This is a genomic window from Amycolatopsis sp. YIM 10 (assembly GCF_009429145.1).
GTDB lineage: Bacteria > Actinomycetota > Actinomycetes > Mycobacteriales > Pseudonocardiaceae > Amycolatopsis.
Genome location: NZ_CP045480.1, coordinates 5,310,140 through 5,324,037, shown reverse-complemented (window position 1 = coordinate 5,324,037; position 13,898 = coordinate 5,310,140). Strand labels below are relative to the sequence as shown.

The 13,898-nt window shown below is 70.4% G+C and carries 13 protein-coding genes and 1 pseudogene; 4 read left to right on the top strand and 10 right to left on the bottom strand.

Annotation, left to right across the window (positions count from 1 at the left end; genetic code table 11):
• Window positions 1-76: 76 nt before the first annotated feature.
• Together YIM_RS25310 and YIM_RS25305 are read left to right on the top strand one after the other, a co-directional pair.
• A complete protein-coding gene (locus tag YIM_RS25310) occupies window positions 77-1,876 on the top strand; it encodes an AfsR/SARP family transcriptional regulator (RefSeq protein ID WP_194239742.1) in 1,800 nt (599 codons plus the stop codon).
• Window positions 1,873-3,588 (top strand): phosphatidylserine/phosphatidylglycerophosphate/cardiolipin synthase family protein, encoded by a 1,716-nt coding sequence (locus YIM_RS25305; protein WP_153032707.1) that lies wholly within the window; start codon window positions 1,873-1,875, stop codon window positions 3,586-3,588. Before YIM_RS25310 ends, YIM_RS25305 begins: the two co-directional genes overlap by 4 nt.
• Before the next feature lie 4 nt (window positions 3,589-3,592).
• Here the strand turns inward: YIM_RS25305 and YIM_RS25300 are convergent, their stop codons facing one another.
• Together YIM_RS25300 and YIM_RS25295 are read right to left on the bottom strand one after the other, a co-directional pair.
• The gene (locus tag YIM_RS25300; protein WP_228004005.1) at window positions 3,593-5,767 is read right to left on the bottom strand and encodes a choice-of-anchor J domain-containing protein; all 2,175 of its coding nucleotides are present in this window, start codon (window positions 5,765-5,767) and stop codon (window positions 3,593-3,595) included.
• 94 nt (window positions 5,768-5,861) lie between these two features.
• A complete protein-coding gene (locus YIM_RS25295) occupies window positions 5,862-6,791 on the bottom strand; it encodes an AraC family transcriptional regulator (protein ID WP_153037236.1) in 930 nt (309 codons plus the stop codon).
• A gap of 92 nt (window positions 6,792-6,883) precedes the next feature.
• Here YIM_RS25295 and YIM_RS25290 point away from each other — a divergent pair.
• Window positions 6,884-7,306, top strand: a pseudogene (locus YIM_RS25290) (pyridoxamine 5'-phosphate oxidase family protein).
• A 21-nt stretch (window positions 7,307-7,327) separates the two neighbouring features.
• Window positions 7,328-8,320: a YafY family protein gene (locus YIM_RS25285; RefSeq protein ID WP_228004004.1), complete on the top strand. Its 993-nt coding sequence runs from the start codon at window positions 7,328-7,330 to the stop codon at window positions 8,318-8,320.
• Here YIM_RS25285 and YIM_RS25280 read toward each other — a convergent pair.
• The 8 genes from YIM_RS25280 to YIM_RS25245 all read right to left on the bottom strand — a co-directional run bounded on the left by YIM_RS25280 (window position 8,261) and on the right by YIM_RS25245 (window position 13,843).
• A complete protein-coding gene (locus YIM_RS25280; protein WP_153032706.1) occupies window positions 8,261-8,824 on the bottom strand; it encodes a hypothetical protein in 564 nt (187 codons plus the stop codon). The genes YIM_RS25285 and YIM_RS25280 overlap by 60 nt on opposite strands.
• On the bottom strand, window positions 8,824-9,390 hold the full coding sequence (locus YIM_RS25275) for a MauE/DoxX family redox-associated membrane protein (protein ID WP_153032705.1): 567 nt from the start codon (window positions 9,388-9,390) through the stop codon (window positions 8,824-8,826). The genes YIM_RS25280 and YIM_RS25275 overlap by 1 nt, the downstream gene beginning before the upstream one ends.
• Before the next feature lie 24 nt (window positions 9,391-9,414).
• A complete protein-coding gene (locus YIM_RS25270) occupies window positions 9,415-10,290 on the bottom strand; it encodes a hypothetical protein (RefSeq protein WP_153032704.1) in 876 nt (291 codons plus the stop codon).
• A 3-nt stretch (window positions 10,291-10,293) separates the two neighbouring features.
• Window positions 10,294-11,295: a RimK family alpha-L-glutamate ligase gene (locus tag YIM_RS25265; RefSeq protein WP_153032703.1), complete on the bottom strand. Its 1,002-nt coding sequence runs from the start codon at window positions 11,293-11,295 to the stop codon at window positions 10,294-10,296.
• A gap of 70 nt (window positions 11,296-11,365) precedes the next feature.
• Entirely contained in the window at window positions 11,366-11,548 is a 183-nt protein-coding gene (locus YIM_RS25260; RefSeq protein WP_153032702.1) for a hypothetical protein, read from the bottom strand.
• Window positions 11,549-11,638: 90 nt separating this feature from the next.
• Window positions 11,639-12,088, bottom strand: coding sequence for a YdeI/OmpD-associated family protein (locus tag YIM_RS25255; RefSeq protein WP_153032701.1), 450 nt, complete (start codon window positions 12,086-12,088; stop codon window positions 11,639-11,641).
• A 28-nt stretch (window positions 12,089-12,116) separates the two neighbouring features.
• Window positions 12,117-13,013: a LysR family transcriptional regulator gene (locus YIM_RS25250; RefSeq protein ID WP_153032700.1), complete on the bottom strand. Its 897-nt coding sequence runs from the start codon at window positions 13,011-13,013 to the stop codon at window positions 12,117-12,119.
• 11 nt (window positions 13,014-13,024) lie between these two features.
• Window positions 13,025-13,843 (bottom strand): endonuclease/exonuclease/phosphatase family protein, encoded by an 819-nt coding sequence (locus YIM_RS25245; RefSeq protein WP_153032699.1) that lies wholly within the window; start codon window positions 13,841-13,843, stop codon window positions 13,025-13,027.
• Window positions 13,844-13,898: the final 55 nt, after the last annotated feature.

Below are 13,898 nucleotides of genomic sequence, written 5' to 3'. Positions count from 1 at the left end.
CCGGTGGGGCAAACTCGTGGCGCGCGAGCCCCGGCGGCTGTTTGATCCCTCGCCAAGTACCAGGGGGGTCACGCTGATGGAGTTCGAAGTGCTCGGATCGATGCGCCTGCGCGACGCGGGGCGGGAGGCGAGGCTCGCGGGGCGGCTGCGGCGCACCCTGCTCGGCGTGCTGCTGGCCAACGCGAACCGGGTCGTCCCGGCCGATGTGCTGACCGAGGCGATGTGGGGTGATCAGCGCGACGACCGCGTCGTGCGGAACCTGCACACCCACGTCCACCGGTTGCGCGGGGTGCTCAGCCGGCCGGAGCGGCTGCGGTCCGAGCCGGACGGCTACCTGCTCACCGTGCTACCGGGGGAATTGGACGCCGAACGGTTCGAAGACCTGATCGAGGACGGGATCAGGACCAGCGCGCACGATCCGGGGCGCGGGGCCGAGCTGATCCGCAAGGGACTGGACATCTGGCGCGGCGCCCCGTTCGGCGGCCTGGACGTGCCGCTGCTCCACGACGAGGCGCGGCGGCTGGGGGAGCGGCGGCTGCTCGCGACGGAGGAGCTGTACACCGCGGAACTGGCCGCCGGGCGGCACACCGCGGTGATCGGTGAGCTGACCGACCTGGTCACCCGCCACCCGTTGCGGGAACGGCTGCACGGCCTGCTGATGACCGCGCTCTACCGCAGTGGCCAGCAGGCGGGCGCGCTGGCCGCGTACCGGGCGGCCAGGGAGGTGATCGTCGAGGAACTCGGCCAGGAGCCGGGACCCGAACTGCGACAGCTCGAACGGCGGATCCTCGCCGGTGAGCCGATCGGGGCGGAGGTGACCGCGCCGCCGGTGAGGGCGCCCGCCCAGCTGCCACACGACGTGCGCGGCTTCAGCGGCCGGGAGGTCCAGCTCGGCGAACTGGACGAGGTGGCACCGGGGGCGATCACGGCGGTGGTCGGCGAAGGCGGGGTCGGCAAGACCGCGCTGGTCGTCCACTGGGCGCATCGCGCCCGCGACCGTTTCCCGGACGGACAGTTGTATGTGGACCTGCGCGGTTACGCTCCCGAGGAGCCGCTGGCGCCGGGGGACGCGCTGGCCGCGTTCCTGCGCGAACTCGGCATGGACAGCGCCGCGATCCCCGGCGAGCTGCCCGAGCGTGCGGCGCGGTGGCGCTCCCTCGTCGACGGCAGGCGCATGCTCATCGTGCTGGACAACGCGCGCACGGTCGAGCAGATCCGGCCGATGCTGCCCGGCGGCTCGTCCTGTGCGGTCGTGGTGACCAGCCGCGACGCGCTGGCCGGACTGGTCGCGCGCGAAGGGGCGCACCGGATCCGGCTCGGCCGGCTGCCACACGGCGAGGCGTTCGGACTGCTCAAGGAACTGGTGGGGGCGCGGATCGAAACCGAGGCGGACACGGTCTCGGCGTTGATCGACCGCTGCGCTCGCCTGCCGCTGGCCCTGCGCATCGTGGCCGAGTCGATCAACGCGCGGCCCTGCTGGGATCTCGACGACATGCTCACCGAACTCACCGCGGCCGCACTGGACCTGCTCGACGCGGGTGGGGACCCGGAAACCGGGCTGCGCGCGGTGTTCTCCCGGTCATACCAGCGTCTTTCGCCCGGCGCGCGCCGCCTGTTCCGGTTGTTCGGCCGCTACCCGGGCCGCGACGTCGACACCTGCGCACTCGCCGCGCTGGCCGGAGCCGGGCACCGGGCCACCAGGTCGCTGGTCGACGAGTTGCTGCGCGTGCACCTCGCCGAGGAAGTGGCGCCGGGCCGGTACCGGCTGCACGACCTGCTTTCGGCCTACGCCAAGGATGTGATCGCCGGGAAAGCGCCGGGAAAGGACGGTGGGGCACAGTCTCGGATCGTTCGTTATCCAGGGGAGGGGACATGAAGGAACGTCGGCGTTATCCGCGCCGGATCCTGGCCGCGGGATTTGTCATGGCGCTGCCGGTCGCGCTGGGAGTGGGCGTCGCGGACAGCGCGCCCGCACCGGCCGCGGCCTGCGCGACCGAGGGCGCGATCTTCAACCAGCCGCACCAGCAGGCGAGCGGTGGTGACGAGACGATCCACCGCCACATCGTCTGCCTGGTCGACGGCACGGCCGCCGGCGCGGAGATCCGCGTGGCGTCCTACCACTTCGCGCACCAGGAGATCAAGAACGCGCTGCTGCGGGCGTACGACCGCGGCGTCAAGGTCAGGGTGATGGTGGACCGGGCCGTGCCCGGCGACTCCCATGACGCGCCGATCTACGGTGAACTGCAGAAGAAGCTCAAAAGCGACTTCTCCAAGGACTCGTGGGTCAACCACTGCCAGGGCGCGGGCCCGGTCACCGACGGCAGTGACCAGGCCTGCATCGGCAGTGTGAAGATGCACAACAAGTTGCTGTTGTTCTCCCGGACGCACAGCGTGGACAACGTCTCGTTCCTCACCTCGTCGAACCTCGAGGACAACAAGGTGGCGGGCAACTCCGGCACCGACATGTGGAACAGCGCCTACACCGCGACCGATGCCGCCCTGTACGGCCACTTCCACCGGTACTTCGACGACCTGTCCGGGGTCGACGACGGCAGGTGGACGGACCCGGCCGACCCGGACTACTACCGCAACGCCGCGCTGCCGAAGGAATACGGCAAGTACACCGTCTACCACTCCCCGCGCCAGGAGGGCAGCACCGCACTGGACGTTCTGTCCAAGGTGGACTGCTCGGGTGGCACCAAGGTGCGTGCCGCCATGTGGAACATAAGCGGTGAGAAGGACGGTGATCCCGGGTCCAGGATCGCCCAGCGGCTGGTGGAACTCGACAACCAGGGCTGCGAAGTGGACGTCGTCGCGGACGTGATCTCGAACGAGCCGGACGGACCGCTCCGCGACCTGCTCGACGGCACGGGCGCGAACAACGGGCCCGAGGTCCGCGAGTTCTACAGCGGCCGGCCACACGGTGTGCACGAGAAGAACCTGCTGATCGAAGGCGGGTTCGCCGGCCGGCCGAACCAGAAGGTGGTGTTCACCGGGAGCTACAACTTCACCTACCGGTCGGTCCGGGTCAACGACGAAACCTGGCTGCGGATCGCCGATCCCGCCGTGCACGACAGCTTCCTGGCCAACTTCGCCCAGGTCCGGAACGCCGCGCACACCTGCTGGCAGAGCGCCGAAGCCGGCGGCTGCGGTGGTGGCCGGGTGATCGATCCGAACCCGACCGGCTCGCTGAACTGCCACAAGACGGCGGACAAGTACCTGAACGCGGGTTATCTCTACCTCTACGGTGCCGACAAGTGCGCCGGTGCCAACGACGCCAAGGACAACAGCGGCGGCGACCGCGACCACGGCGACAACGAGGGCCAGGTCAAGAACTACGACAACCAGGTGAACTCGCTCGTCAACACCACCGCCAAGCACGTCAAGTTCTTCAACTACCCGGACTACAACGAGGGCCACCCGGAGGGCCACAGCTTCTGCGTGCGGCCCGGCCAGTGGGTGAACAGCCTCCTGCCCTACGGCGACAACCAGGGCAGCTGGGAGAACAGCATCAGCTCGCACAAACTCGTCGAGGCGAACGAATGCGGGCGCTGGCTCGGTGGTTACCACGAGCCGAACCGATCGTGACCACTCAGGCACCACCCGCCTGGACGACGCCGTTGACCTTCAGCGTGTAGGGCGCGTACTGCTGGACCAGCTCGGTCGGCTCGTCGTAGGCGACGACCGCGACCACCTTCGGGAACAACGCGAAGAGCAGCAGCTGGTGCCGGTTCAGGCTGAAGCTGTCGCGGCCGTCGAACTCGGCCTGCAGCGCGACCGAACGCCGCTCGTCGTAGCCGATCAGGCGCACGTTCCAGTTGTGCACCTCGATCGGCGCGGCTTCGGTCGGTGAGTCGAAGATGTCCAAAGTGGAGCCGTCGCTGAGCGGGGTTCCGCCGAGGGTGACGTCGTCGACCTTGAGTCCGCCCTCGTTCGTTCCGCCGTCGCTGATGTAGCGGAAGCCGAGCAGGACGGACTGGCCCGCGTAGGCCGACAGGTCGAACGAGTGCGGTTCGAAGCCGTTCGTGGTGCCGTTCAGGCCGGGCCCGAGCGGCGCGTCGACGGTCCTGTCCCCGCCGACGGTGGTGTAGGTCTTGCCGCCGTCGGCGGAGACCACCACGTAGGCGTGGTCGAAGCCGAACTCGGCGCCGTACTTCGCGAGCAGGCGGAGCGCCGGATCGGCGGTGGGCACGGTGACCGGGGTGACCGCCGCCGAGTCGAGGTTGTAGTCGTTGCCGGACCAGAGCACCGGATCGCCGGGGCGGTCGGGATCGTCGGCGACCACGGTCCACCGGAGCGGGATCGGCGGCAGGCCGGCCGCCCCGTCGAACTGCAGCGATCGCAGCTCGTGTCCACTGAGGACGGTGCCGTCGGCCTTCTTCGGCAGGGTGTAGTCCGCGCCGTTCGGTGCGGCGCCGGGATTGTCGTTGGTGTCGGCGTTGCCGAAGTTGACCGTGGAACGCAGGCTCGGGCCGGTCACCCGCTCCTTCGGCACACCGAGCATGAACCCGTGCCGGGACTCGCCGACGATCTTGTCCACCAGCGTCGAGGTCTGGAAGTCGTGCAGCACCCGGTACAACTCGGGCCCGCCCTCGGCGTCGAGCGCGGAATCGACCGCGGCCAGGCCCTGTGCCGAGCCGTCGCGGTGCATCCGGGAGATGAGGTCGACGCCGTAGTGGTCGTACAGGTACATCAGGAACGAGAACGCGTGGCCGATGTCGGAGGGTGGTTTGCCCTCACCCCACAGGTTGAGCGAATTCTCCGGACCGCCGCAATCCCGGGCGTTGTGGTAGGGCGTCTGGACGCTGCCGAAGCCTTGGTAGCAGTTGATCCGGAAATCGGGCTTGGGGTCGAACACCGTCGCCTTCGGGTTCACGTAGCCGGTGTAGGCCTCGGTGAACAGCGAAATGCCCTCTTCGAGCCAGATCGCTTCGAACGGGTCGGTGTAGTAGGTGAGCGCGTGCTGCCATTCGTGCGCGATGTTGGCTTCGTACAGGCGGGGCCGGGCCGGACGGCTGGTGCACGGGTCGGCGGTCGGCTCGTGCGGCGGGTTCGCGCCCGAGCGGTGCGCCCAGTCGAAGATGTCCACGCTGATCACGTTCCGGTCGAGCAGTTCGGTGTACTGGCGGGAGAAGAACCCGGTGACACCACCGGCCGGGAGCGCCTGGAGGTCGTAGAAGTTGAGGTCCCGGATGTTGTCGACCAGCAGCACGGTCTTGGCGCCGTCACCGGTGTAGTCGCCCCCGTTGCCGTTCACGTCCGGCTCGAGCAGGGCATTGGTGCCGTCGCGGGCGGGTGGGGTGCTGAAGATCGTGTCTTCCTTGGGGCGGATGTTGCCGTCGAACTCGCCGATCAGGGCCGTCACCTGGGCGTCGGTGAGCTGTGTCGCCGACGGATCGGCGAGGCGGCAGTCACCGGCCGGGAAGGCGACGTCGTTGGCCACCCACACCTCGATCGTGCTGCCGACACCGCGCAGGGTGTAGTCCTTGCGGTAGATGCCGCCCTTGAAGTCGTCGAGCCCGAGCCATTGCCGGACGGTGCCCTCGGGTGGTGTCGCCGTTGCCGCGCGGCGCGTGTTCTCTTTTGGCGAGTACTTATTCGGAGTGGCGATTTTCCGGCCGTCGACCGGAAATACCGCGCGGCTCAGTTCACGCGATTCCGTGGGCGCGGGCGGTGTCGCCGCGGCCGGGGAAACCGTTACCACCTGGACAGTTGTGGCGACCAGGAGGAAAATCGCCATCGCCGGGAAAAACCGTCTTCTCGCCATGGCGGGAGAATCTAGCATCGGTGATCGTGGCCGGAATTGCCTTCTTCGAGCCGGTGGAAGACGTGGCGTTTTCTGATGACCCGGTAAGCATTTCTTATCGCTGGGCCACGGCGGTGCGGCGGAACTCGCTGGGGTTGGCGCCCCGGACGCGCTTGAACGCCGCGCTGAACCCGAACGGGTCGGCGTACCCGACGGTACGGGCCACGTCGGCGATGGTGGCGGCCTCCCGGTCGAGGAGCAGGTCCGCGGCGAGGGTCATCCGCCAGCGGGTGAGGTAGCTCAGCGGCGGTTCACCGACCAGCTCGGCGAACCGCTTGGCCAGCGTCGACCGCGAAACCCGGGTGCGCTCGGCCAGCGCGGCGACCGTCCACGGCGCGGCCGGCTCGGCGTGCAGCAGGCGCAGCGCCTGGCCGACCACCGGGTCCCGCTGGGCGGCCCACCACGCCGGGGGTTCGCCGCCGGGCCGGTCGAACCAGGCGCGCAGCGTGCAGACCAGCAGCCAGTCCAGCAGCCGGTCGAGCACCACCTGCTGGCCGGGCGCGTCGACGGCGACTTCGGCGGCGAGGTGGTCCAGCACGGGGTCGTCTTCGCTCCCGCCGTCCACGCGGAGCACGACGGGCAGCGCGTCCAGCAGCCGCTGGCTGATCTCGCCGCGCACGGGATAGGCGCCGACGATCAGCGTGGTCGCGCCGGGGCCGTCGTCGTGCCAGCCGAGGCGGTGCCGGGTGCCGCCTTGCTCGGGCGTGGCGCAGTCCTCGCCGCACGCGATCGGCTCGGCGGTCGTGCCCGGCTCGTCGACGAAGGTGAACGTCCCCGGGCCGCGCACGACGATCGTCTCGCGGGCGCGCAGCGGCTCAGCCGGACCGTGTTCCGGGACTATCCAGCCCGCGCCGGTGACCACGGTGCACAGGGTCAGCGGCGCGCCGTCGACGAAGTGCAGCGCCCAGGGCGGGGACAGGGTCGAGCGGCCGAACAACGAGCCGTGGGCTCGCACGCCGCGGATCAGGTCGCTGAACACATCCACCTTCCCCATACTAGCCACTGTTGGACGATCAGACAGGTATTCCGGCTTCTCACCTATGGAATCGTCCGGCTTCGCCGGGTTGAATCGATGCCATGAGCACCACTTCGCTGACCGAACAGGACTTCGAACTCCTCCGCCGCCCGCTGCACGGATTCCTGACCGTGGCCGCCGGACCGCTGCCGCCCCAGCCCCGCCCGGTGTGGTTCGAAGCCACCGACGAAGGCACGATCGAGCTGTTCACCGAGACGGACGCGCTCAAGGTGCGTCGGCTGCGCCGCGACCCGCGCGCGTCCCTCGTCGTCGCCGCGCCGATAGGGGAGCGGGAGCGCTGAGTGTCGGTCGCCGGGCGCACCACGCTGGAACCCGATGGGGCGTACGACCTGGCCAAGCGCCTGGCCGCGCGTTACTGGGACCTCGACGACCCGGCCCGCGCGGAGGAACTCGCCGCGATGCTGGAGATGGACCTGCTGCGCGTGGTCATCCACCCGGAAACCGTGGCCAGGTATCCGGCCTGAGGCGGCACTACGCTGGCTGGGGTGAGCGGGCCGGGTGAACGGATGCTGGAACTGCTGTCGCTGCTGCAGAGCGGCCGCGACTGGCCGGGCACCGAACTCGCCGAGCGCCTCGGCACGTCACCGCGCACGCTGCGCCGCGACCTGGACCGCCTGCGGGAACTGGGTTATCCGGTGCGGTCTGCCCGCGGACCCGGCGGGAGCTACCGGCTGGTGGCGGGCCGGGCGCTGCCGCCGCTGATGTTCACCGACGACGAGGCGGTGGCCGCCGTGGTCGGGCTCCGGTTCGCCGCGCTGGCCACCGGTGACCCGGGCGCCGACGACGCGCTGCGCAAGCTGGAGCAGGCGCTGCCGAACCGCCTCCGGTACCGGACCGAGGCGGTTTCGGCGGCCACCGAAGGCCCTTCGCGGCCGGCGTCGGCGGCCGATCCGTCGGTGATCGCCGGACTGGCCACCGCGGCGACGGCGCGGCAGCACGCGGAATTCGACTACACCGCCCGCGACGGCGCCCGGTCACGGCGTCGCGTCGAGCCGTACCGCCAGGTGCTGCTCGGGCGGCGCTGGTACCTGCTGGGTTTCGACCGCGACCGGTCGGCGTGGCGCACCTTCCGGCTCGACCGGATCACCGCGGTCCACGTGCCGGGCACCACCTTCCGCCCGCGCGAACTGCCCGCCGACGGCATGACCGCGTTCGGCGCCGACCGGGGCGGGGGAGCGGTCGTGCACTTCGACGCCCCGGTGGAGGCGGTCGCGGAGAACCTGCGCGCCGAAGCGGGCTCACTGGTCGCGGTGGACGGCGGGAAATGCCGGTACGTCACCGGAACCGACGACTGGGCGTGGCTGGCGATGGCGGTGGCCGCGGTCGGTGTGCCCTACCGGATCGAAGGCCCGCCCGAACTGATCGAGGAAACCCGGCGCCTCGCGTACCGCGTCACCCACGCCATCGGCTCCGCTTCCTCAGTGACGGGCAGCGCTCGCCGGAACCAGGCTCTCGAACAGCCGAGTCCACGCGGGTGACCCGACGAGCCCCGTGGCCGTCACCGCCCCGTCGGCGACGGCGCAGAAGAACGGCGTCGTTTCCGCCGGATTGAAGTCCCGGCGCAGCGGATGGCTCGCCGAAACCACGGCGAGTCGTTCGTGGACACCATTCTCGGCCAGCAGCCGGTTGAGCGATTCCCCGGTGCGGATGTCCTCTTCGAACGACACGAGCAACAGGCGCCTGCCCGCGTCGCCGATCAGCCTGCCCAGCGCCGGGAGCTTCGGCATGAGCTTCCGGCAGCTGTCGCAGTGCTCCGAGATGAAGAGCAGGAGGTAACCGTCGTCGGCGTGGTCCCGGGAGTTGAACACGCGGCCGTCGACCAACCGCGCGGTGAACGGCGTGGCAGGGGAGCCGGCGGCCGGCGGTGGCGCGGCCCGGTTGGGCAACCGGATGCCGCCGGTCAGGATCAGGTGGCGGGTGAGCCGCAGCACGAGGAACAGGGTGGCCGCGATGAGGAAGTAGACGATCGCGTTCGGGGTCATCAGGTGGTGCCCGCTTTCCGGAAGCCGGTGACGAGGAGGCGGAGTTCCATGACGTGCAGGACCGCGACGAGCGCGACGGCCGCCATGCCGAGCAGTTCCGGCGCCTGGCGCAGCACGGCGGGCAGGAACCCCGTCGCGGCGCTCTCCGCCGGATGCCGGGCGATCGCCGCCACCGCCGCCCCGAGCAGGACCACGTTCCTGGCCAGGTCGTCGCCCGACATGAAGTAGGGGCTACGGCCGAAACACGCGCACCGGACCCGGTGCCCGCGGCGGATCGCGGCCAGCACCACCACGCTGAACGCCGCCAGCAGCGCGGCGGCGAGCACGAGTCCCGTGTGGAGGAATCCGCCTCCGGCGGTTAGCAGCACCACGGCCGTGAGTTCGGCGATGATGGTGAGCGCGGTCAGCGTGATGGTGACCGCGCGCGGCAGCCTGACCACCCTGTCGATCGTCTCGGCCAGGCTCCCCGGGCCGCGCAGTTTTCCGAGCGCGGCCAGCAGGAACACCAGCACGAGGACCGTTCGCACGACGATGCCCGCCGCGATGTCGATACCTGGTTCCGGCACCGGGTTTCTCTCCTTTCGGCGGGCTCAGTCCCGCACCCAGTGGATTCGGGGCTTCCCGCCGTCCGCGTCCCGCCTGATCCGCTGAGCCGCGACGAACCCGCTGTCGCCGGCGACCAGCCCGAGGATCGGTTCGAGGTCGCCGCCGGAGGAGTACATGCTGTCCCGGATCGGCGCGACGCAGTCGTGGAGCAGGGACTCCAGTTCCGGATCGGGCGTGGTGACGGCGAGCCCGATCCTCCGTGCCTCCGCCGGGCTGATCAGGTGGCGATGGCTGTCGTACCCGCTGAGCAACCGGTCGGCGATGGATTCCCGCCAGTCCGCCGACGCGGTGCGGTAGGCGAGTTCGAGCAGTTCGAGCGCGGATTTCCGGGCTGCCTTGTCGGCCCGGTAGAACCGGGAGAGCGTGGGCGGGGAGATCGAGCGAAGCAGCGCATGGAGCGCGAGGGACGAATCCTGCCGGCCGTACCAGTCGGCGCACATCTCCGGCAGTTTCCGGATGTCTTCGGTGGAAATGGTGCCCAGTTCGGTGGCGCCGACCTGGCCGGACGCGGTGATCTGCGGGTCGATGGGACCGAGGCTGGCGCCGGCGCCCATGGTCAGCTTCTCCGCGGCCAGGCACAGCATCGTCCCGGCGGAACGCGCGTGCTCGGGAACCAGGATGTGCAGGGCTCGCACCTGTTCGCGGAGCAGCACGGCGACGCGGTGGGCGACGTGCAGATCACCCCCGCTGGTGTGGAGCACGACCGCGAGTTCGGACGGCGTCCCGGCCCGGCGGAGGCACTCGTGCACGATGTGCAGGTCCCCGATCGAAATGGACTCGGCGGCGTACAGCAGCACCGGGCAGCCCAGCGACGAGCGCAACGCGGACAGCGACTCCCGCACGTGTTCGTGGGTGTCCACCGCTCACCGGCCCCTGACGAGCAGCGACGCCAGCGCGTCGGCCAGGCCCAGTTCCGGGACGGCGCGGTCGATTTCGGCGAACTGACCGGACGGGTTGTTCTCCAGGAAGACGAAGTCCCCGTCGATCCCCGCGATCAGGTCGACCGCGCCGAAGTTGAGGCCGTAACCGCGGACGAACTCCACACATGAGGCTTCGACGTCGGCGGGAAGCCGGAACTTCGAGTACCGCAGTGCGATGCCGGGCTTGCGCCAGTCGACCGCGGGCACGCCACCTTCGTAGGCGTCGATCTTCGCGGTGAACGCTTCGTCGCCGATCACCGTGACGCGGAGTTCGAACGCCTTGTGCACGTACTCCTGGAACAGGCACGGTGCGTACCGGACCTGCTCAAGGCCTTCGAGCTGGTCCGGCCCGACCACCTTCGTCAGCAGCTGCCGCCTGCCCAGCGGGTGGTCCCGCCAGCCGGTGTGGTGCCTGGTCATGCCCGCCGGACCGGTCATGCTCTTCACCACGATGTCGCCGGGCACCGTCTCGGCGAACTCGCGCACGGCGTCCGGATCGGTGGTGATCAGGGTCTTCGGCGTGCGGAACCCCATCCGGGCGGCGCGCTGCAACTGCTCGCCCTTCCAGCCGGCGGCCCGGATCGCGGCGGGGTGGCTGACCCAGAGCACGTCCAGCGAGGCGAACAGGCCGCCGAGCACGTGATCGGTCTCCGCGGCGGCGAAGTAGTGCAGGTCGGCGGCCAGCTCGTCGGACATCGTGTACCGGTCGGGCCGCCGTACCCAGATCGCGCCGACTTCGTCGACGACCAGTGGTGGCCCGGACCGGTCGAACTCGATCGCTCCCGCCCAGTCGCCGCCGTCGTGGGTGAGCCTGATCGCCGAGTGCGCCGGGAGATCCTCGGTGTTCAGGCGGACCGGCTGGTGCCCCAGCTCGGTCAGCCGGCTCGCCATCGCGTCCGCGTCCGGATCGAGCCTGCTGCTGTAGATGACTATTCGCGAACCCATTTCCCGCCCCTTCGAGTCCGGGCGGGCGCGGACCGCCGGTGCGACGGCCCGCGCCCCTTCGTCCGGACGATCAGGTGCCGCAGAAGGTGGCGACGTCGAACAACGCGTTGAAGGGGAACGGCCCGGCGGGCGAGCACGGCAGCGCCGCGCCGGAGATCTCGTCCTCGCCGGTCCAGCTCGCCGTTCCCTCAGCGGGCAGGACGTCCCCGGCGAAGGGGACTTCCTCCGCCACGCTCAAGGCAAATGGTTCCATTTCCACTCCTGTTCTTCCGGCAGGTACTTGCCGGTGCCACAGTGGTGGGCGAGCGTTGAGAAATGGCTGTGCCTTTGATGTTTTCGCAGTTCAGCGCGCGCGGCCGTGCTTGAGCATCGAGACGGACTTCTCGATGCGCCGGGTTCGCGTCTCCGGCTTCTTCGCGCCTTCGACCGACAGCACGTGCCACCGCTTGTCGCTGTAGGAGATGCCGTCGAAGAAGGCCTGGGCGGCGGGTTCGGCGGCGAGCGCTTCGGCGAAGTCCGGCGGCACCTCCACCTCGCGCGGCTTGGTGTCCAGCACGAGGTCGACCTCGACCTCGTCGTCCGCCGCCACTCCGGCGGCGGTGCGGTTCTCCGCGCTGAGCGGCACCAGATACCGCCCGCCCATCACCGCCACCGTGCTGCGGTAGCGGTAGTCGCCGATGGTCACCGTGACGGCCGGCCGCTTGCCGCTGCCGAGCGCCTCGACGACCTCGGCGGGCACGGCGAAACCGGTGGCGGTCTTGCCGCCCAGTTCGATCTTCGTCCGGAACTTCATCCGCCCAGTCAACCCCAGCCCGGCCTGATCAGGCAGCAGTCCGCGGCCCGGGCGTGAAGGCCTGCCTGCTGTGCCGGAGCAGTTCGCGGACGGCGGGGCTGCTGGTGTTCTTCCAAACCAGCGCCAGCAGTGCGGGGATCTCCGCGTCCTCGACGGGGCGCGTGACCAGCCGATCGCGGTAGGCCGTGGCCATCGACTCGCTGAGCACGGCGACGCCGAGCCCGCGCGAGGCCAGGTCGGCGATCGCGTCGGCGGCGCTGGCCTGCAGGCCGATCGCGGGGCGCAGGTCCCGCGCGGCGCACGCCAGGTCGAACACCGTGCGCAGGCCGGTACCGGGCGGCATGCAGATCAGCGGGTGCGTGGCCAGTTCCGCCAGCCGGACCCGGGATGACGCCGCCAGCGGATGACCGTCCGGGACCAGCACGACCAGACGGTCGCGCACGATGGTCAGCGCCTCCAGCCCGGCGGGCGTGTCGACCGCGGTGCCGACGAGCGCGAGGTCGATGGTCCCGTCCCGCACGCCGTCGATGAGCTTGTCGGAGTTGTCCTCCAGCAAGGACAGCTCCACACCGGGATGCGCGCGGTGGAACGCGGCGAGCGCTTCGAACAGCGGCGTGACCGTGCAGCCGATGACCATGCCGATGGTCAGCCTGCCCCGGATCAGGTCGGTCACCTCGCCGACCGCCTGGCCGACCGCCCCGGCCGCGGTGACCGCCGCGCGGGCGTGCTCCAGAGCGGCCTTCCCGGCGACGGTGAGCGTGGCGGTGCGCGCCGACCGGTCGAACAGCTCGGCGCCGAGTTCGCGTTCCAGCTGGCGGATCTGGGCGCTGACCCCGGACTGGCTGATGTGCACCCGCTCGGCCGCGCGGGTGAAGTTCCGCTCCTCGGCGACCGCGATGAAGTACTCCAGCTGCCTCAGCTCCATGAGTACCAATGCTAGCTCGTGGCAGAACCAGCTCTGAGAGTTCTCAGATCACCGGGTGCGTGGGGGAGCGCGGTGAACTCGGCGCACACGCCGTAGTGATCGCTCGCCTGCACCCCGCCGACCGGTTCGGTGAACACCCGGCGGCAGTCCGCCACCGCGAGCGGCGGGCCGTGCGGACCGGCGCGCACCATCACGTAGTCGATCCGGCGGCCGGTTTCACCGGGCATGTCCCCGGTGCGCACCAGCGCGTTCTCGGGGGAGAAGGTGTGCCCGGCCCCGCCGCGCCAGGCATCGGCGTAACAGGTGCTCATGCCGTCCAGCGACTGCTTGCCGGTCCAGAACCGGATGCTGGCCGAGTCCGGTCCGGCGTCGAAGTCGCCGGCCAGCACCACGGTGGCGGCCGGGTCGGGCACCAGCCGCTCGACGAACCGCGCCGCCGCCACCGCCTGCCGTTCCCGTTCCGCCTCGTAGCCGTACGGCCAGCTGGGCTTGTGGTGCACGAGCCACAACGGCGACGGCGCGCGCACTTCGACGACGACGGTGGCGCACCAGGCGGACCGGATGTCCCGGCCCGGCGGCCGGAGGTCCAGTTCGTGCACGGCGCCGATCGGCCACCGGCTCACCGAGACCGCGCCCACTCCGGAATCGTCGCGCCCGGAATGCCAGGCGAAGTGCCAGCCGGGGCCGAGCAGGCCGGTGATCTCGTCGTCCACCTCCTGCAACGTGATCAGGTCGGGGGCCAGTGCGCGGATGCCGTCGGCGATCACCTCCCGGCGCTGTGGCCAGTCCGCCAGCTCCGGTGCCAGCGCGTTGAACGTCAGTACCCGCATCGTCGTCCTTCCCGCGTGGAAGTGATCGCCGGGCGAGTACCCGCGATCTGCTCGG

Bases quoted from the DNA above. Each gene is read 5' to 3' on its own strand.
- YIM_RS25310 (WP_194239742.1), top strand. From the start codon at position 77: ATGGAGTTCGAAGTGCTCGGATCGATGCGCCTGCGCGACGCGGGGCGG.
- YIM_RS25305 (WP_153032707.1), top strand. From the start codon at position 1,873: ATGAAGGAACGTCGGCGTTATCCGCGCCGGATCCTGGCCGCGGGATTT.
- YIM_RS25300 (WP_228004005.1), bottom strand. From the start codon at position 5,767: ATGGCGAGAAGACGGTTTTTCCCGGCGATGGCGATTTTCCTCCTGGTC.
- YIM_RS25280 (WP_153032706.1), bottom strand. From the start codon at position 8,824: ATGACCCCGAACGCGATCGTCTACTTCCTCATCGCGGCCACCCTGTTC.
- YIM_RS25265 (WP_153032703.1), bottom strand. From the start codon at position 11,295: ATGGGTTCGCGAATAGTCATCTACAGCAGCAGGCTCGATCCGGACGCG.
- YIM_RS25260 (WP_153032702.1), bottom strand. From the start codon at position 11,548: ATGGAACCATTTGCCTTGAGCGTGGCGGAGGAAGTCCCCTTCGCCGGG.
- YIM_RS25255 (WP_153032701.1), bottom strand. From the start codon at position 12,088: ATGAAGTTCCGGACGAAGATCGAACTGGGCGGCAAGACCGCCACCGGT.
- YIM_RS25250 (WP_153032700.1), bottom strand. From the start codon at position 13,013: ATGGAGCTGAGGCAGCTGGAGTACTTCATCGCGGTCGCCGAGGAGCGG.
- YIM_RS25245 (WP_153032699.1), bottom strand. From the start codon at position 13,843: ATGCGGGTACTGACGTTCAACGCGCTGGCACCGGAGCTGGCGGACTGG.